Source organism: Pseudomonas frederiksbergensis (assembly GCF_003732275.1).
In the GTDB taxonomy this organism is placed as follows: domain Bacteria; phylum Pseudomonadota; class Gammaproteobacteria; order Pseudomonadales; family Pseudomonadaceae; genus Aquipseudomonas; species Aquipseudomonas frederiksbergensis_H.
Map to the genome: position 1 here is coordinate 14,641 of NZ_MOBM01000018.1, position 19,002 is coordinate 33,642.

Below are 19,002 nucleotides of genomic sequence, written 5' to 3' on the forward strand. Positions count from 1 at the left end.
TCGCGATTGCGATCTGACATTCAACATTGATGTCGACTGGCAATCAGTCATCGTGAGCAGGCTCGCTCCCACAGGGGGTTTGCGTGTGTCTTAAGAACCTTTGCCCTTGTCATTGGCCGGGTCGTAGACCTTGGTCAAATCCCCGCCGAGGCGGAAACTCTTGAACGGCTGCATCTTGTGCTTGCGTTCCAGCACATCGGCCGGGCAGGTGTAGAGCGAGCAGAACGGTTCGAGCCAGGCGAATTTCGAATCGACCTTGAGGTCGGTCATGTCCTGATCCTTGCCGTTCTTCTTCTCGAATTCATCCGGGTCTTTCACTCCCGCGAGCACGCGATCGCCCAGGCGTTTCAAGGCGCCGTTGTTTTCCTGGCGCAAATCGACACCGTTGACCTGAGCGAAACTGGCGATCATCGCCAGTGGCGGCAGGGCGTAGTTGTGATAGGAGAGGGCGCGTTGCTGGCGCTTGAGCTCGTTGGGCAGGAAGCCTTGGGCGTCGACCTGATTGACGCCGACCTTGTATTCCTTGACGGCCCAATCGAACAGGTCGCGACGGTTGGTGGCGACCGACGTGGCCATCACTGACCAGGCTGCCCAGTACGAGTGGTTGTTGGTTTGCTCGAGCGGCAGGTTGTCCCAATCGCTGACCACCTGATCAGCCATTTTGCTGAACCAGGCTTCAATCACTTGCGCTTCTTCCTGGTGGGTAGCCAGCGGATGCGAGTCAGAGAATTTCAGGCGGACATAGGACGAAGCCATACTGCCCAATGCCCATTTGCGCATGGACTTGCCGGTGTGGTTGAAGTCCTTGGACATCAACGCGTCGGCCTTGGCCCAGGCAGTCAGCCAGTTGAGGGTGCATTCCAGCTGTTCCGGACGACCGTCACGCATGAACTGCATCACCCGCTTGCTGGTGCCGCGCTCGATCTTGGTGATGTCGGCGGTGGTCTCACGGAAGGCTTTTTCCGATGCCTCGTTCAGGGTCGAACGGGCCTTGTCGGAACCTTCGTATTTGCTGCGGAACTGCAGGGCGCCGGTGTAGGGCGTCGGCATCGCGTCGCAGCCTTCACTCTTGTCGCCGGTTTTGACTTTTTCAATTGGTGCGAAATAACCCTGGGGCGGGCGAAGTGGCGCGGCGGCCTGGGTGGCGCCGGCGAACATCGCCAGCGTCAGCAGGGAGGGCGCGAGTAACTTTTTCAGCGTTCGGGATTGCATGCAGTTCATAAGAGGTAGCCTCATTGCCCGGCTTGAGCGGTACGCTGCTCGGCGCCGGAGAACACGTTGCGTTTGCAGATTTTCGCTTCGACTTTCTGAGGCGTGGTACCTGCTTGTTCAGGTCCCTGGACTTCGACGGCCAGCAGATTCTGCGAGGCCCAGTCTTCGTCCGTGCGCAACTCGAAGGCGAAACGCCCGTCGGTATCGGAGGTTTCCGGTTTGTCGATCTTGATGTCCTCGTGGCGCCCATTCATGTACCAGAGGGTGGCTTGCAAGGTTTTCACCGAGGTGTCGGCGAAGCGGATATCGACCTGGTGACTGCTGTTGCGCAGGTCCAGGTTCTTGCTGTTGACCATCAATTCGTTTTTGCCCGGTTTCAGCGTGGCGCTGGCGCTCATCTGTGCATCTTTGCCTTCGCAACCGTTGTCCAGCAGCGCCATCATCTGGCGGTAGATGGTTTCCTGATCTAGGCGATAAAGCGGCGAGAATTCCCAGATGAGGATTTTCGGCGGTTTGGTCTGGAACTCTTCACTGCCCAGGTACTGCAGCATCGAACCTTCCAGGCCGCCGCCGGGGAACGCCACGTTGAGGATGTCGGCGCCGATGGCCTCTTCGAGGAAACCGGCGAAGTTGTAGTTCTTGCCACTGTGGCTGGTGCCGACCAGGGTGATTTCCGGATTGCCGGAATCACTGAACAGATCGCCATCGCCCGCTTCGCCTTTTGGCTCGGTGGTGAACTGATCCATGTACTGGATCGCGTAGCTGGTGCCACAGAGTTGACCAGCCATGTTGTGTAACGTTCCGGTCTTGCCCATGCGACCCGACTTATGGGTCTCGAATTCACGCTTGGGAACGTCGGCGAAGGCCGGCAATTGCTTGACCTTCTCGGCGACAATTTTCGCCGTGCGTTGGGCGCCATACGGCGTCCAGTGCTGGTCGCCGCGGAAGTAGAAGTCGTGGGCCGGCAGGGTATCGGGCAGCGATTCGTTGGTCAGCGGCGACAGGTCCGGAACTACATAGCCCATCTGCGCGAAGCGCCCGAGCATGGTTTTGTAGTTCTTCAGCGCCTTGTCGAAATCGTAGCTCGCTTTCTCTGCCGGGTTCAGCTTGTTGCGGTTCACCAGGCCACGGGTCGGCTGGTAAACGATGACCAGTTCCACGCCTTTGCTCTTGAACGCATCGTGCAGTTGCTTCATGCGTTTGTAGCCAGCGGGTGTGGTGTCGAACTCGGTGCGCAAGTCTTCTTGCGTACGGAATAGCCAATCGCCCTGCGCCTGCACCAGCGTGGTGAAGTTCTGCTGATAGCGGGTGGTGTAGTTTTTCGGGTCGTGGGCTTGCGGGCAGAGATTGCAGCAATCATCGGCCTTGAATTTCGGTGGGCTTACGCCACCGGTGGCGTCATCGGCGCGAACACCGCCGCTGGCCGCGAGAATACCCGCGGTCAGGGCCGACAGGCTGAGTAATTTGATCAAGTGTAGGTGCATAAAATTATCCTCAGTCCTGCATTTTGGTCTGGCGTTCGACTGGGTCGATCAGCACGGCTTTCTGCTGGCGCACCAGCAGGTCGAGAATTTCATCCTGGCGTTCGCCGAGGATCCCCGAGAAGCTGATGCCGCTGGATTTGGTCGGCGCGAGCATCGACACGCGATACAGCTCCACGCTCAGCGGCGAGTCGATCGACAGCGGTCCGCTGCCATTGGCGGCCAATTCACCACCGACCACAATCAGCGACACCTCGGCGTCGAACGGGTCGAGCTTGATGTCCCGGTCGGTGTCGCTCAGGTCTTTGATGTGGCCGTAGACACCGGTCAGGCCGTTGGCCATCGAAACGTTTTCGTAGAGGCGAATGTTCACGCTGTTACGAATACGGATGCCGTGGCGTCGGTTGCTGATTACCTTGTTGCCCCACAACAGGTTGTCGGCACTCTCGTAGAGGGTGATGCCGTCGGTGTGGTTCTTGTAGATCTCGTTGTAGGCGATCAGGTTGTTCACACTGTTACGGTCGATCACCAGGCCCGACAATTTGTTGTCGTAGCTGCGGTTGTTGAAGATGAAGCTGTCATTGACCTCACGGGAAATAATGATCCCGTGCTTCTTCTTGGTCCCGAACACCGTGTTGTCGGCGATGATCAGACCGTGGGAACGGTCATGGGGGTCGATGCCGTAGACAATGTTGTCTTTGTAGGTGTTGCCCTTGACCACGAAGTCACGGGTTTCGTAGCAGTAGAAGCCGTACCACATGTCCGAGAACTCGGAGCCGACAATCCAGCCGGTCGGTTCAGGGCGCTTGAGCACCTTGGCCATGTTCGGCGTGTATTGGGAAATACTCACGCCGTAGGACTTACTGTTGGCGTAACCGAAACTGGCGATCTTGCTGTTGGCAATGTAGGTCTGTGTACCACCCCAGGACAGCAGGAACGGACGGAATTCCTTGGGCGACTTGAAGGCCGCCGGACCGTTTGCCTTCTCGCTCCAGCCAGTGATTTTGGTATCTCGCACGAACAGCTGGCCGTCGTTGACCAGGAACGAACCGGCCTCTTGGGACAGGCGCAATTCCTGGGTCTGCTTGTCGATTTCCAGAATGCCCTTGTTACCCACCACGATCGGCAACTTCGCCAGGAACACGCCCGGCGAAGTTTCGCTGAAGTACTGCTTGGGCAGCTTCTTCGCCAGGTCCTTGAGGTTCATGTAGCCGTCGTCAACGAAGATCGCCTGCGGGATGCCATGCTGACGCACCACCCACTCGGCCATCTTGTTGTCACCGCCGATGAAGTCCTTCAGGGCGTCTTCCTGCATCATCCGACGCACGCTGATTTTGCCGGGCTTGGTGCGCACGATTTTCGCGGCGATGGCTTCGGCGGTGTAGCCAGAGGTGTCCGGCAGTTTCGGCTTGGCCAGGTCCAGCGGCGCGGTTGGCGCGCTGCTGACGGTGTAGGTCTTGGCCTGTTGCAGCCCTTTGGCTATGGTCGCCGATTTGCCCTGTTGCACAGGCTTGGCCGGTTCGACGGTGGCGAAGGCGGCTGCGCTGGCGAGCAGCAGCGCGCCGGCCAGCAGGCTGATCGAGCCTTTCTTGGCACTGTTCATGTCGGGCACTCCCTTCGCGGTTTGCATCAGAAGCGCCAGACCACGTCGACAAACGCGCGGTGCATGTAGGAGTCGACGCCTTTGCCATACGCATCGCCAGGCTTGAACACACCGCCACGGAACCGCACCAGAGCCGAAGGCTCATCGACCGACTGGCTCAACGAAGCCGGCAGCAGGCCTTGCTTGAAGTACTTGGTGACGACTACGTCCATTTCCTGACCGAGGTCATTGTTGCCATCTTCCAGCGGCAGGGAGGTGCTGGAGAGGATCGCGCCGGTCACGTCGTCGGTGTTGTTTTCGACGGCGTTGATGCCGTTGCTGCCCACCGGCTTGTTGCCGTCCACGCGCCAGAACTTGTGGTAGATCACACTGGCGTCGTATTCGTCGTTGAGCATCCACGAGCCGAACAGGGTAGCGGTCTGCATGTTGTTCATTTCGCCACGGAAGGCTTCGCCGAAACGGTGAACCCGCGAACGCGTACCGGTGTAGTTCGAGCGGTTACTTTCCAGGCCGGTCTGTTCGTACTCGGCGCTGGCACGGGCATACGCCGCACCGACTTGCCACTGCGGGTCGAGGCGCAGACGCACGCCAATGTCGGTGGCCCAGCCATTGAGGTCTTCACCGCGTTTGGCTTCGGTCGGGCGCGTGCCATCGGCGTTCAGCGGGTTGACCGTGTCGGTGTCGCCGCTCATGCCGGTGATGCTGCCCCAGTAATTGACGGTATTGGTGTTGCGCCAGTTGTAGGCATCGCTATCGGCGGTAAGGCCGAGCCAGCTGATGTCGCCGTTCTGTTTTTTATCCAGCGAATCGCCGGCCACGCCCGGCTCCGGGTAGTCGAGCTTGCCGTCATCATGGGTGTGATGACCGCGAATGCCGACCCAGTTACCCGGCGACCATTGAGTGGCAACGTCGCCGAAAACGTGCAGGCGATCCTTGTCCTTGGGCGCCAGCTCTTTCAAGTCGGTGCGGTATTCGCTGAAACGTTCGGCGACACCGACGTTGGCGCGCAACAGAGTGGTGTCGAAGGTCCAGTTCAGGGCTTCGATGTTGGTGTCGCGCCATTGGCCATCGTCGTTGCGCAGGCGTTGGCGACCGAGCTTGAGGATCTCGCCAGGGTAAGGCGTGAGGCCGCTGTAGCCGACCCAGAACTCGCGCATCGCCAGGTAGTTCTTCTTGGTTTTGCGATCACCGTTGTCGGTGGTCTGGCTACCGTCGCTGTCGGACTGTTGCAGGGTGTCCGTTTCGATGATGTCGGTGGACGTCACGGCCTGGCCCATGGCGTAGGCGCTCCACGCGCCGCTTTCGCCGTATACCCATGGACGCAGGTCGAGGCCAACGCCGTTAACGTCGCCGCCACTGGCAGTGCCCAGGTCACGGTCGTCTTCGGACTGGCCGGTAACTTTGACTTCGAGGCCGAAATTCTTGTCTTCGGTCAGGGCCGCCAGGGTCGGGCACGACCACAGCAGGGCGAATGTCAGGCCAATACCGGCCTGAACGAATGGATTGAGCTTCATAGGGATTCCTCGCCGTCTTCTTCTTGCAGGGCGTGCAGTTCCAGCGTGTCGGGACTCACGGCACTACGAATGGCCTGCTCTTGTTTCAGCAGGCGTTGGGCCTCGGCCAGCCGGTCAGGCGGCAGTTGCGCTTCGATTGTTTGCGCAAGCTCATTGGCTTGCGGGGTGTCTTGAGCCTTCGCCAATTGGCTGAAGACATAAGCGTTGACCGGGTCGGGCCGGGTGCCCTTGCCTTGGGAGAACAGTTGAGCAATGGCGAAGTCGGCGCTGTTCTGGCCGTTACGCGCAGCGGTCAGCAGGTGATCCAGGGCTTTCTGCGGATAGACCTTGCCCAGGTAACCACGACGGTAAATCTGGCCGAGGTAGTAATCGGCGGCGACTTCCCGGCCGACAGCTTTCTTGAAGTGCTCTTCGGCGACCTTTGCGTCGGCCGGCACCATTTTTCCTTCGAAGTAGAGCTTGCCCAGCAACAGTTCGGCACGCGGCTGGTCGGCGGCGCGGCCGTTGTCCAGGTACTTCATCATGGTGTCGACGTCACCCAGTTCAGGGAAGTCGTAGAGCAATTGCGCAAGGCTGACCCAGGACGCCGGGTAGCCAGGTGCGATGCCTTCGAGCAGCGACTGAGCGGTTTTCTCGTCGGTCTTGCCCAGGCTTGCATCACCCAGTACGCGGGCCACGCTGTCCACACGTTGCGCAGTGACGACGCCACGGCTGTGACCAGCCTGCATCTGCTTGATCAGTTCAGCCTGTTGTTCTGGCTGGCCACGTTTCTGATAGACCGTGGCCAGTTCGACGTAGCAGATGTCGGTGGTGTTCAACGCCGCCTTGCAGATCTTTTCCACGTCATCCAGGTGTTGGTCGTAAGTGCCCTGGGTGCGATAGAGCAGCACTTGCGCAAGACCGGCTTCCGGTTTGCCTTCGGTGCGCCATTGGCTGATCTGCTGCTGCGCGTTGACGTTCGGGAAACTGTGCGGGTATTGCAGGTACAGCATCGCCAGCGGGATCAGGGTGTTGCCTTCGCCATTGGCCGAGGCTTTCTTCAACAGCGCTTCGGCTTCGTGATGTTCGGCTTCGGTGGCGCCGGGTTTGGCCACCAACAGACGACCCAGGCGAGCCTGAGCCCGCGGCGAGACGCTGGCCGCGGCGCGGTAAGTCGCCTCGGCTTTTTTGATTTGCGCCGGGTCACGGCTGTCGACTTGCAGATCGGCCAGGCCAACCTGAGCTTCGCTGTAACCCAGGTCTGCCAGTTGCTGGTAGTTCTGCGCCGCCAGCGTGGTGTCGCCACGCTTGAGGGCTTCGTTGGCCAGACGCTGGTCGGGCAGGCCGGCGCAACCGCTAAGGCCCACAGCCAGCGCCAGTGCACACAACGCATACCCAGTGTGGGAGCGAGCCTGCTCGCGATGCAGGCAACTCGGTGCATCAGACAGACCGCGCTGACCCCATCGCGAGCAGGCTCGCTCCCACAGGGTGTGCGGTGTTCTGAGGAAATGTGGAGTCGTCACGGGCATGTCCTCTGTTTAAAGACCGGCGGCCATGGCTTTGTTGATCAGCCAGTTCAGGTTCGGGCCACGAGTGCTGTTCACTTCCACCGGGCGACCGGCGAAGGCGCTGTCCAGTGGCTCGTCAGGTTTGATCTGCACGCGGATGTCGGACGACAGGTCGGCGCTTTTCAGGCTGGTGCTGCTGACGATCTTGCCGGTACGGGTTTGGTCTTCACCGGCGATCTGGAAGCTGACCGAAGTGCCTGGACGCACGTCGCCGAACTGGCGATAAGAGAAGCGTGCTTCAACGTTGGCTTCGGTATTGCGCGGCACCAGTTGGAAGATCACGTCGCCTTTGCTGGCGTACTGACCGTTAGCCACCAGTTGCTGAGACACGGTGCAATCGCACGGCGAAGTCAGGGTGCCGGTCATTTGCTTGCCGAACAGTTCTTCAACCTTGGACGGTTGCAGTTGGTCTTCGTCCAGATGGCCCTTGAGTACGTCGAGCATGCTGGTGCTGAAGGTCGCCAGCGGTGCGCCTTTGGCGGCAACGCCGTCAGCCTTGATCAGGCTCTGCACGGTGCCGTCGCGCGGCATGGTGATGTTCATGCCCTGCACGCTGACCAGGCCGGCCTGGGCGTGGCTGACGAAGTACATGCCGTACACCGATTTGAAAATGAAACCGAACGCCACCAGGCCGACCACGAAGATACCGGCGCTGAAGGTCACCGCTTTCAGACGACCGAGCGGAGTCATGCCGTGGCCGCCATCCTTGACCTTGCGCGCCTTGGTGAAGTTGTCGCGCTGCAGGGTCGCCAGCATTTCACCCACGCTGACGATGTCGCCGGCCAGGTGCGAAGTGATCAGGTGGCGCAGGGTGGAAATGTCACGGGGCTCCAGGTTCTGGAACTGGCAACCGATACGACCGGTCTGGCGATCGACGGAGCGGATTTGCAATTCCACGTCCATGGCCAGGCCGAGGTTATCGATCACGAATTGCAGACGGGCCTTATGCACATCGCCAACCTTTAGCGGCAGCTGACCGGCGTTGAACGCCAGGCCGCCAGCGGAAAGGTCGATAACCCGGGCTTCAACCGGAGTCCGGTCTGGACCGAAGAAACGCAGCTTGGCCGGGATTTTCACGCGGGCGTGTTGGCGCTGGGCTTCGGATTCGTGCACTACGTTGGAGTTGACGGCGGTATTCATATGGGCGATTTCCTAGTTAATTCAGGCGAGTTCGGTCAGACCATCATCAGCAGCACGGCGACAAAAATGCTGCCGGCGGAGAAGGTCATGGTCCGAGACGACCAAGTGTTGAACCAACGTTGAAAGCTGGCGAGATCACGGGTCAGAGAAGTGGGCTGGCGAGTCCAGGACTGCTGATCGAGGCGGAAGAACACGTAGATTTTCACCAGCGCGCCGACGATCTGGTTGTAATAGAGAATCGCCGGGTAAGCCGGGCCGATCCGGTGACCGGAGCAGGACAGCAGCACGGTCAGGATCAGGCGGGTGATGCCGATCCACAGCAGGTAAACCAGGATGAACGCGCTGCCGTACTTGAAGGTGGCGATGAGCGCCACGGTCAGTCCCAGCAAGGATGTCCACATCGACACGCGCTGATCGAACAACACTACCGAGGTGAACAGGCCGAGACGTTTCATCCCCAGGCCCAGGGCGCGGGAGTTCTGCCGCAGGTTGTTGCCGTACCAGCGGAACATCAGTTTGCGACTGGCCTTGATGAAGCTCTTCTCGGGCGGGTGCTCCACGGTGTGGATAGCGGCGTCCGGCACGTAGAAAGTGTCATAGCCCAGGCGCATCAGGCTGAACCAGCTCGACTTGTCGTCACCGGTGAGGAACTTGAAGCGGCCCAGGCGCCAGTGTTGCAGCGAGTCGCTTTCCACATCGGCGATGAAGTCCGGGTTGGTGACCACGGTGGCGCGGAATACCGACATCCGGCCGGTCATGGTCAGCACGCGCTTGGACAGGGCCATGGAGCACATGTTGATGTGGCGCTGGGCGAATCGCAGTTTGTGCCATTCGCTCATGATGTAGCCGCCGCGCACTTCGCAGAACTCGTTGGTGGTCAGGCCGCCGACATTGCCGAACAGCTGGAACCACGGCACGGTCTTGAGCACGACGCCTTCGGCCAGCACGGTGTCGCCATCGATCACGGCAACCACGGCGCGGTCGTCAGGCAGGTGGCGCGAGATGGCGCGGAAACCGTAAGCCAGGCCATCGCGCTTGCCGGTGCCGGGAATGCGCACGAAGTCGAGCTTGACCCGTGGCGGTGGGTTCATGCGTTTCCAGAGGCTCTTGACCAGCAGCTCATCGGACATTTCCACGATGGAGCACACCACGGTGGTCGGCAGGCCGCAGTCGATGGCCTCGCGGATTACCGAGCTGTAGACCTGAGCGGTGGTCAGGGCGTCGATACGGAAACTGGTGACCATCAGAAATACATGGGACGGGTCTGCCGCTTTGCCCAGCTTGCGCACTTTGCGCCGCAGGTGCGGGTAGACCACGTACAGAAACAGCATGCCGCGCAGAAAGTGCGTGGCACCCATCGAGTAACGCCAGATACCGACGATACCGATCAGGAAGATGAAGTCCTTCGACTCGGAGTCGAACGTGGACGTAGGCAGCGCCGTGGCGATGCCCATCAGTAAACTTAGGTAAAACAGCCAACCGGCGGCCTGAAGTAGGCCGTGCTTTAGCCTGTGCATAATCTGCATCCGTCTCGATCTCGGGCGAGCCTGTGGGGTGGCCCGATGGGGTTAAGGCAGGCCTGTGAAAACTGACGTCACCCGCTCTGGATGACGCCAGAAGTCCTGGTAGGAGCTGCCGCAGGCTGCGATCTTTTGGCGTCAGTGAGATCGCTGAAAATCAAAAGATCGCAGGCTTCGCCAGCTCCTACACAGATGCAGCGTTACCAGCAGATGCCTTCAGTCCGGCCACTTACGCTGGTGGCTTTGGACATGAAGCCAACCAGGTCGACCACTTGCTTGCCGTGTGGAGCTTCCTGCGCCAGGGCGCGGAATTTCTCGTCACGGTTGCCGAGGATGATCACGTCGGAGTTTGCGATCACGTCGTCGAAGTCGGAGTTGAGCAAGGACGAGACGTGAGGGATCTTAGACTCGATGTAATCCTTGTTCGCACCGTGAACGCGGGCGTATTCGACGTTGCTGTCGTAGATGCTCAGGTCGTAGCCCTTGCCGATCAGCATTTCCGCCAGATCAACCAGCGGGCTTTCGCGCAGGTCGTCGGTGCCGGCCTTGAAGCTCAGGCCCAGCAGGGCGACTTTGCGTTTGTCGTGGCTGGAGACGATGTCGAACGCGTTCTGTACCTGGGACACGTTACTGCGCATCAGCGAGTTGAGCAGTGGTGCTTCCACGTCCAGGGAACCGGCGCGGTAGGTCAGGGCGCGGACGTCTTTAGGCAGGCAAGAGCCGCCGAACGCAAAGCCTGGGCGCATGTAGTACTGGGACAGGTTCAGTGTCTTGTCCTGGCAGACCACTTCCATCACTTCGCGACCGTCGACACCGACGGCTTTGGCGATGTTGCCGATCTCGTTGGCGAAGGTCACCTTGGTGGCGTGCCATACGTTGCAGGTGTACTTGATCATCTCGGCAACGGCGATGTCCTTGCGGATGATCGGCGCGTCGAGCTCTTCGTACAGCGATTGCAGAACGTCACCCGAGGCCTTGTCGAACTCACCGATAACGGTCATCGGTGGCAGGTCGTAATCGGCGATCGCGGTGCTTTCACGCAGGAACTCTGGGTTGACCGCCACGCCGAAGTCGACGCCGGCCTTTTTGCCGGAGCAGTCTTCGAGGATCGGGATCACCACGTTTGCCACGGTGCCCGGCAGGACGGTGCTGCGAACCACGATGGTGTGGCGGGTGGTCTTGTCACGCAGGACAAAACCGATCTCGCGGCACACCGCTTCGATGTAGTTCAGTTCCAGGTCGCCGTTCTTCTTGCTCGGCGTACCGACGCAGATCATCGACAGGTCGGTGTCGCGAATCGCCTCGGCGAAGTTGGTCGTGCCGCGCAATTTGCCCGTCTCGATACCCTTCTGCAGAAGTTCGCCCAAACCCGGTTCAACGATCGGCGATTTGCCGGCGTTGATCATATCGATTTTGTCTTTGGCAACATCGACGCCAACGACGTCATGGCCCCGTGCAGACAGGCAACCGGCACATACTGCGCCGACGTAACCCAAACCAAATATGCTGATGCGCATCGCAATTACCTCTGTATTTATCAAGCCATTACATGGCCGGAGTTAATGGTGTTCAGCGGTCATAGTGCACTCGCAAGTGCGACTTAAAGGCGCCACAATGCCGTGTGCAGGCATACTAAGTTCCGAGTGTCTAAATAAATGCACTCAAGATGTGCGCAACCAGGCCTTATTGTTATGACTTGCCCTGTTATGCAGCCGATCCTCTTTTCAGAAGACTTCCGTGCAAAGGTCTTGCGCGCTCAATGCCAGGCCCGAAAGCCCGTAAATCAAGCGGTTGGGTGCTCAGGTGAGCACGTTTATAGGGGCGCAGCCGTGGCCTTGTAGGGGATAGTAATGGTGCGTTATCTCCTGTCCTTCATGTGTTGCCCAAATAAGTGATCAGTAAGCCCAAGTAAGTGTGACAACTTCGCTACATGGATCTCTTGTCTGTGTAAGTTATCTCGCACAATCACCGAGAGAATCGTTACCGGTGGTATGAGCGACGCATTTGGACATAGTTCCTGTCCGCCCATCGCGAATGCTGAAATTTCTTGAAATATTGAAAAAGATGGCACTGCTTTCATATTGATAGCACTTGCCGTTTGGCCCTTTGTATATGGGGCGATTGTTGCTTTGGGTACTTTTTTGCCACTACAAGTAAAAATTTTCAGTGCCACTACTGAAAAAAATGATCAATGTCGAGTGAAACTAAAGTTAGAAAATGAAGTGCTTGAATATTGGCGCCAATAAAGCGGCGAAAAGGAAAGGATTGTTCGACGATCAAAGGGGGCGCGCACGACGAAGTAATGGGTGTCGTGCGCTGACTTGGTGCAGGCTCTATTACTCCGGTGCGTGATCGCGCAGGAACACCAGATTGTCCGGTTTAGACTGTTCGGCGCTGTAGCGATAACCCTGAACGTCAAACTGCTTGAGGGCGATCGGGTCATTGATGCGTTCTTCGATGACGAAGCGACTCATCATCCCGCGGGCCTTTTTCGCATAGAAGCTGATGATTTTGTACTGGCCGTTCTTCAGGTCCTTGAACTCGGTATTGATGATGCGTGCGTTCAAGGCACTGCGTTTGACCGCCGAGAAGTACTCGTTGGAAGCCAGGTTCAGCAGCACGTCGTCGCCTTGATCGGCCAAGGCTTCGTTCAGCCATTCGCTGATCCGCGTGCCCCAGAAGGCGTACAGGTCTTTGCCACGGGCATTGGCCAGTTTGGTGCCCATCTCCAGCCGATAGGGCTGCATCAGGTCCAAGGGGCGCAGCAGGCCGTACAGGCCGGAGAGCATGCGCAAGTGCTGTTGGGCGTAATCGAAGTCGGCTTCGCTGAAGGTTTGTGCATTCAGGCCGGTGTACACATCGCCCTTGAATGCCAGCAACGCCTGCTTGGCGTTGGCCGGAGTGAAGGCCGGAGTCCAGCTGCCAAAACGCGCGGCATTGAGGCCGCCGATCTTGTCGGAGACGTGCATCAGCTCGCTGATCTGCGCCGGCGTCAGGTCGCGCAGTTGCAGGATCAACTCCTGGGAATGGTCGAGGTATTGCGGCTGAGTGAAGCGCTGGGTCGCCGGCGGTGTTTCGTAATCGAGGGTCTTGGCGGGGGAAATCACCATCAGCATGAAGTCGTCTCCTTTAATCGTGGCGGCGATTCTAGGGGGTTGTCCTTGTTGACTCCAGCTATGGGTGTCATAGGTGATCGGTGGTGTCATGGAACAAGATCGCAGCCTCGCTTCGCTCGGCAGCTCCTACGGTGCGCGTACATCTGTAGGAGCTGTCGAGCGAAGCGAGGCTGCGATCTTTTGATCTTCCCGCGATATAGTGCCGCGCGGGTTTTGTTATGGAGGCATCCCATTGCGTATCGTTTTTCTATTCTCGGCCTGGCTCTTGAGCTTTGGCGCCATGGCGGCACCGGGCGATGTGGCGACGCTGGATCGCAGCACCTGGCCTGAGCAGCTCAGCAGCCCGACGCTGTTTGATGTCGCCTCGCGGGCCGAAATCCTCATGTTCGCCCGGGTTCTGCTGGCCAGTGAATCGCTGGATGAAGCGAGACTGGCTCAACGCCTTGGCCTGCGCACCCTCAATCTGGAGTCGGTCAACCAGCTGCGCCAGCGCATGTGGCAGCGTTTGCTGACCAATTACAACTTCGCCCAGCAGAGTTGCGATCAGGATGCCTCCTTCTGTTTCCTGGTCGAGGACATGGCCACCTTGCGTGAGCAAGCGGCCAAGTTTCAGGTGAGCGACGACAGCTACTACATCAAGTGGGCCGAGCCGAGCCGGTTGTTCCACGCGCAATACCTGGACGAGCAGTTGCGCAAGGCCGCGCTGTTTCCGCAGACCAGCAGCGAAGTCGATCGTTTTGGCGACTATGAGCGCAATGGCGATGCCATGAATGATCGCCTGTTCCTGCTGACCTTCGACAGCGCCGCCAATGCCACGCCAGATAACACGGCCTGGGTCACCGAGTACCTGCGCAAATCGAACCTGAGTGCTACGTTCTTCGTCCTCGGCAAGGACATTCAGGCCCGTCTGGCCGAGCGTTCGGTGGCCAGCCTGCAAGGGACTTATTCGCAGCAATGCGTGGGCGTGCAAGGCTGGGAGTTCCGCTCCCACAGCCATTGGCAAGACTGGCAGGACTCGGTGCGACGCAGCATCGAGTTGGTCAAAGGCAAGTTGCCGGAGAATTACGTGCCGCTGTTTCGCCCGCCCGATGGCCAGCGCCGGTCCGATGCCGAGGGCTTCTTCACGTATCAGGGCTTGCAGGTGGCGTTGTGGGACATCGATGCCCAGGACGGCGCCGGCAAGCTCAAGGGCAGCCAGAGCGCACAACGGGTGTTGACCCTGATGCTGCTGTGGCGGCACGGGGTGATCAATTTCAATGTGAAGCAGGATGCGCTGAAAACGGCGATGCCTTGGCTCATCACGCAAACGGCGCCAAGCGGGATCGGTTGGGCAGACTGTCGGGACGCGTTTCGCTGAAAACTGCAAAAGGCCGTAAACATTGGGTGAAGGGCGATTTCGGGAGCGAAATCGGTGCAGGCGGACTTCCGACTTTAACGGCACATTGCCTGCACGCCAAGGGCTATTCGTCACTCTGAAAAATAAACTTCAAAAAAACGTCAAAGTGCTTTTTTCTGTCACGTGTTTTGGAGTATTACGAAGACAGACCGCCGAAACCTGCAACACAGGTGGCGTCTCCCAAGACCCCAGTTTGTGTGCAGTTCACTTGACTCCTCGCAGGTGAATTCGGCGGCCACTTCGAGGCGCAGCACTGTCATGGTACTGCGTCGACTGGCTCCCACAAAGGTGACCGAGTATGGATGATCACGGACGTAGCCCTTCTTCCAACCAGCCAATCCTTTATGTACTCGATACCAACGTATTGATTCACGATCCAAACGCCCTGCTTAATTTCGAAGAACACCACGTCGCCATCCCGATGACCGTGCTTGAAGAGCTGGACAAGCTCAAGAGTGGGCATCACAGCGTTGCCGCGGAATGCCGCCAGGCGATTCGCCTGATCGACAAGACTTTGGGCGATGCCAGCCCCGAAGACGTCGAACTCGGCGTACCGATCCAGCGCGGCAAGAGTGGGCCCAAGGGTTTGCTGTCAATTCTGATGAGCAAGCGCACTGAGCCGAACATCATTCTGCCCGAGCATCTGAACGACAACATCATCATCAACCAGCTGATCGACCTGCACGCGCGCGAACCAAAGCTGCCCGTGGTGCTGGTCACCAAAGACATCAACATGCGCCTCAAGGCCCGGGCTTGCGGGATCGCGGCCGAGGACTACAGCACCGACCAACTGGTCGATGATGTGTCGCTGCTACCCAACGGTTATCACAACATGGACGGGTCCTTCTGGGATCGCGTGAAGAATGTCGAAACCCGTCAGGACCACGGTCGCACCTGGCATCAGGTGCAGCTGATCGACAACCTGCCGGCTGTGCATATCAATGAGTTCATCATCGACGAACAGGGCTTTGTCGGCTGGATCAAGGAGATCGAGGAAGACCGCCTGCTGATTCTCGACCTGCATCAGGAACCCCTGTTGCACCAGGAAGCCTGGGGCCTGAAACCGCGTGACATCTATCAAAGCCTGGCGCTGTACGCCTTGCTCGACCCGGATATCCACCTGGTCAACCTGACCGGGGCAGCAGGTTCCGGTAAAACCATCCTCGCACTGGCAGCGGCCATCGAGCAGACCATGGTCAGCAAACGCTACCGGCGCATCATCGCCACCCGCAGCGTGCAGGGGCTGGACCAGGAAATCGGCTTCCTGCCCGGCACCGAAGCGGAAAAAATGGAGCCTTGGCTCGGCGCCATCACCGACAACCTCGAAGCGCTGCACATGGACGACGAAAACACCCATGGCAGCGTCGACTACATCCTCAGCAAAGTGCCGTTGCAGTTCAAATCCCTCAACTACATTCGAGGCCGCAGCTTCCAGCAGAGTCTGATCCTGATCGATGAATGCCAGAACCTCACCCCGCACCAGATGAAAACCATCATCACCCGTGCCGGCGCCGGTTCCAAAGTGGTGTGCCTGGGCAACCTGGCACAGATCGATACCCCTTACCTGTCCGCGACCAGCTCCGGGCTGACGTACTTGACCGAGCGCTTCAAGGACTTCCCCAACGGTGTACACATCACCCTGCAAGGGGTGCCACGCTCGATTCTGGCCGAATACGCCGAATCGCATCTGTAACCCTCACCAGAACCGGGCGGCCTGATGGTCGCCCGGTTTTTTATGGGCAACTCTTTTACCCCTGTGGGAGCGAGCCTGCTCGCGATGGCGGTCTGGCATTCGGCATTGATGTCGACTGTCACGCCGCTATCGCGAGCAGGCTCGCTCCCACAGGGATGTGTAATGACCCGATAATCAAACGTGCGGAAATTTGACCCACAGGTTTACAATCGGTGCTCCTGATCAGGAGTATCCCTGTGCTGACTCATCTCGATTCCCAAGGTCGCGCCCATATGGTCGACGTCACTGAAAAAACCGTGACGTTCCGTGAAGCGACGGCCCAAGCGCTGGTGCGCATGCTGCCCGAAACCCTGCAGATGATCGTCACTGGCGGCCATCCCAAGGGTGACGTGTTCGCCGTGGCGCGGATCGCCGGCATCCAGGCGGCGAAGAAAACCAGCGATCTGATTCCTCTGTGCCACCCGTTGATGCTCACCGGCGTCAAGGTCGAACTCAGTGCCGAAGGCGACGACACCGTGCGCATCGTGGCGTGCTGCAAGTTGTCCGGGCAGACCGGCGTCGAAATGGAAGCGCTGACCGCGGCCAGCGTCGCGGCGCTGACCATTTATGACATGTGCAAGGCCGTGGATCGCGGCATGACCATCGAGAGCGTGCGGCTGCTGGAGAAACTCGGCGGCAAGAGCGGCCATTTCCAGGCGGATCAGCCATGAACGTTACTGTGAAGTTTTTCGCCCGTTACCGCGAAGCACTCGGCGTGGACTCGGTGAAGGTCGAAGGTGATTTCGCCACGGTCGACGATGTGCGCGCGCTGTTGGCCCAACGTGACGGCGCCGAAGTGCTGAGCGAGCAGAACCTGATGTGCGCCCGCAACGAAGACCTCTGCCAGCTCGATGAACCGGTGAGCGATGGCGATGAAGTGGCGTTTTTTCCGACGGTGACCGGGGGCTGAACCATGGCGATTCGTGTGCAATCCACGCCGTTCGACCCGGGCACTGAAGTTAACGCCATGCACGCGGCCAACGTGGGCGTCGGTGCGGTGGTGAGTTTTGTCGGCTACGTGCGCGACTTCAATGACGGGCTCGAAGTCGCCGGGATGTTTCTGGAGCATTACCCGGGCATGACCGAAAAAGCCCTGGGCAAGATTGCCGCGGAGGCCGAGCAGCGCTGGCCGCTGTTGAAGCTGGAAGTGTTGCACCGCATTGGCACCCTGGAGCCGGGCGAGCCGATCGTCTTCGTCGGCGCCGCCAGCGCCCACCGTCAGGCAGCGTTCGATGCCTGTGCCTTTGTCATGGACTACCTGAAAACCCGCGCGCCGTTCTGGAAGAAAGAAAACACCCGTGATGGGCCGCGTTGGGTGGAAGGGCGTGACAGCGATCATGCGGCGGCAGATCGGTGGAAGCAGTAAGCAATCGATCCGTCTTCGCGGGCTCGATTTTTGAGAAACACTTGAAAGTTAATCCGTTCTTAACCGGTTTATCGTTTCTTCCTTGTGGCGAGCGAGCTTGCTCGCGTTGGGCTGCGTAGCTGTCCCAAAAATCTGAATGCTACGCACTCAAGCGGGAGCAAGCTCCCTCGCCACAGGTTTCTCACTGGCTCAAGACTCTCTTAAGTGAGCAGCATTGCCACCCGAAGGCCGGGTTCAGGGGCCGTTCAAGGCTCTCAAAGGTCAGGGCCAGCGTGTAGACTTCCGGGCAACCGATATCAGATCGACAACGGTCGCATTGCCGCCAGTTGGCATATGAAGAAGACAACATCAGCTTGATGCAGCCGCTGCAAGCGCAGCCGCCGGCGAGCTGATCCACGGACACAAAAAGGAAACGCGATGAGCGAGGAAACGATGCGGTTGGGACGTGAACGGCGCTATCTGGTGTTGCTGGGCATTATTTGCCTGGCGCTGATCGGTGGTGCGCTGTACATGCAAGTGGCTCTGGGCGAGGCACCGTGCCCGCTGTGCATCCTGCAACGCTACGCGCTGTTGCTGATTGCGCTGTTCGCCTTTATCGGCGCGGCGATGCGTACTCGCCGCAGCATCACGCTGTTCGAAGTGTTGGTGGTGATCTGCGCCATCGCGGGCGCCGGAGTGGCCGGGCATCACGTCTATACCCAGTTTTACCCGGCGGTCAGTTGCGGCATCGATGTGCTGCAACCGATCGTCGACGGTCTGCCGCTGGCGAAGATCTTCCCGCTGGGCTTCCAGGTCGATGGCTTCTGCTCTACGCCGTACCCGCCGATCCTTGGCTTGTCCCTGGCACAGTGGGCGCTGCTGGCGTTCGTGCTGATCGTGGTGCTGGTGCCGCTGCTCACTTCGCGTAACCGCAAAGCGTTGCGCTGAGGCTGTACGCCGTACCGTTGCAGGAAACAATAAAACGCCCCGGTTCTCGTTGAGAGGCCGGGGCGTTTTGCATATCCGCAGGTCAGGTAAAAAGACCTTGATGCTCGACAAGGAAGGGTGCGACACGTGTGCGACATGTTGTCACAGCTTGAGTGTCGCAAGGCATTTCAAATCGGTTATCCAGGGCATCGCTTCGCACTAAAAACCAGCTCTTCCAGGTGCTGCGGGTTTCAGCGCTCGGCAATCGAAACAGGCAGTTTTAACACGGCCTGGCAAATTGCCAAAGTCCTTGTCGCATAGGGGGTAGAGCAGGGTTTAAGGCGAGCACAGAGCCTTGGAAACTGTCTGAACTTCGTGTGATAGACCTACATTTTTTGGTGTTTTTGTTGAGAATGGATTTCGATACCATGGCGCACTTTTGCAAAAGCCGTTACGGATTGTTGTCGGA

15 protein-coding genes and 1 pseudogene are annotated in these 19,002 nt (G+C 59.0%); 7 read left to right on the top strand and 9 right to left on the bottom strand.

The window, feature by feature from the left end; translation table 11 throughout:
- Nucleotides 1–90: 90 nt before the first annotated feature.
- The 9 genes from BK662_RS13865 to yaaA form a co-directional block, all read right to left on the bottom strand.
- Complete coding sequence (locus BK662_RS13865; protein ID WP_123358534.1) at nucleotides 91–1,221, bottom strand: mannuronate-specific alginate lyase; 1,131 nt, start codon at nucleotides 1,219–1,221, stop codon at nucleotides 91–93.
- 11 nt (nucleotides 1,222–1,232) lie between these two features.
- The gene (locus tag BK662_RS13870; protein WP_123358535.1) at nucleotides 1,233–2,696 is read right to left on the bottom strand and encodes an alginate O-acetyltransferase; all 1,464 of its coding nucleotides are present in this window, start codon (nucleotides 2,694–2,696) and stop codon (nucleotides 1,233–1,235) included.
- A gap of 10 nt (nucleotides 2,697–2,706) precedes the next feature.
- A complete protein-coding gene (gene algG / locus BK662_RS13875) occupies nucleotides 2,707–4,296 on the bottom strand; it encodes a mannuronan 5-epimerase AlgG (protein WP_123358536.1) in 1,590 nt (529 codons plus the stop codon).
- 26 nt (nucleotides 4,297–4,322) lie between these two features.
- On the bottom strand, nucleotides 4,323–5,810 hold the full coding sequence (locus tag BK662_RS13880; RefSeq protein ID WP_123358537.1) for an alginate export family protein: 1,488 nt from the start codon (nucleotides 5,808–5,810) through the stop codon (nucleotides 4,323–4,325).
- Complete coding sequence (gene algK / locus BK662_RS13885) at nucleotides 5,807–7,318, bottom strand: alginate biosynthesis TPR repeat lipoprotein AlgK (RefSeq protein ID WP_375538992.1); 1,512 nt, start codon at nucleotides 7,316–7,318, stop codon at nucleotides 5,807–5,809. Before algK ends, BK662_RS13880 begins: the two co-directional genes overlap by 4 nt.
- A gap of 9 nt (nucleotides 7,319–7,327) precedes the next feature.
- Nucleotides 7,328–8,497, bottom strand: a complete 1,170-nt coding sequence (locus BK662_RS13890) for an alginate biosynthesis protein Alg44 (RefSeq protein ID WP_123358538.1) — start codon at nucleotides 8,495–8,497, stop codon at nucleotides 7,328–7,330.
- Nucleotides 8,498–8,532: 35 nt separating this feature from the next.
- On the bottom strand, nucleotides 8,533–10,014 hold the full coding sequence (alg8, locus tag BK662_RS13900) for a mannuronan synthase (protein ID WP_375538993.1): 1,482 nt from the start codon (nucleotides 10,012–10,014) through the stop codon (nucleotides 8,533–8,535).
- Between the two features lie 203 nt (nucleotides 10,015–10,217).
- Entirely contained in the window at nucleotides 10,218–11,534 is a 1,317-nt protein-coding gene (locus tag BK662_RS13905) for a nucleotide sugar dehydrogenase (protein ID WP_123358540.1), read from the bottom strand.
- A gap of 819 nt (nucleotides 11,535–12,353) precedes the next feature.
- Nucleotides 12,354–13,133, bottom strand: coding sequence for a peroxide stress protein YaaA (yaaA, locus tag BK662_RS13910; protein ID WP_123358541.1), 780 nt, complete (start codon nucleotides 13,131–13,133; stop codon nucleotides 12,354–12,356).
- 232 nt (nucleotides 13,134–13,365) lie between these two features.
- On the opposite strand from yaaA, the gene BK662_RS13915 reads away from it, so the two are divergent.
- From BK662_RS13915 to BK662_RS13945, 7 genes and pseudogenes are all read left to right on the top strand, one after another.
- Complete coding sequence (locus tag BK662_RS13915) at nucleotides 13,366–14,490, top strand: polysaccharide deacetylase family protein (RefSeq protein WP_123358542.1); 1,125 nt, start codon at nucleotides 13,366–13,368, stop codon at nucleotides 14,488–14,490.
- A gap of 337 nt (nucleotides 14,491–14,827) precedes the next feature.
- Complete coding sequence (locus BK662_RS13920; protein ID WP_008010591.1) at nucleotides 14,828–16,222, top strand: PhoH family protein; 1,395 nt, start codon at nucleotides 14,828–14,830, stop codon at nucleotides 16,220–16,222.
- Between the two features lie 236 nt (nucleotides 16,223–16,458).
- Nucleotides 16,459–16,932 (top strand): cyclic pyranopterin monophosphate synthase MoaC, encoded by a 474-nt coding sequence (moaC, locus tag BK662_RS13925; protein WP_123358543.1) that lies wholly within the window; start codon nucleotides 16,459–16,461, stop codon nucleotides 16,930–16,932.
- Nucleotides 16,929–17,171: a molybdopterin converting factor subunit 1 gene (gene moaD, locus BK662_RS13930; RefSeq protein ID WP_008010586.1), complete on the top strand. Its 243-nt coding sequence runs from the start codon at nucleotides 16,929–16,931 to the stop codon at nucleotides 17,169–17,171. Before moaC ends, moaD begins: the two co-directional genes overlap by 4 nt.
- 3 nt (nucleotides 17,172–17,174) lie before the next feature.
- Nucleotides 17,175–17,627 (top strand): molybdopterin synthase catalytic subunit MoaE, encoded by a 453-nt coding sequence (gene moaE / locus BK662_RS13935; RefSeq protein WP_123358544.1) that lies wholly within the window; start codon nucleotides 17,175–17,177, stop codon nucleotides 17,625–17,627.
- 226 nt (nucleotides 17,628–17,853) lie between these two features.
- Nucleotides 17,854–18,019, top strand: a pseudogene (locus BK662_RS35700) (ester cyclase); the annotation flags it as partial.
- 25 nt (nucleotides 18,020–18,044) lie between these two features.
- A complete protein-coding gene (locus BK662_RS13945; protein ID WP_123358545.1) occupies nucleotides 18,045–18,554 on the top strand; it encodes a disulfide bond formation protein B in 510 nt (169 codons plus the stop codon).
- The last annotated feature ends 448 nt before the right edge of the window (nucleotides 18,555–19,002 follow it).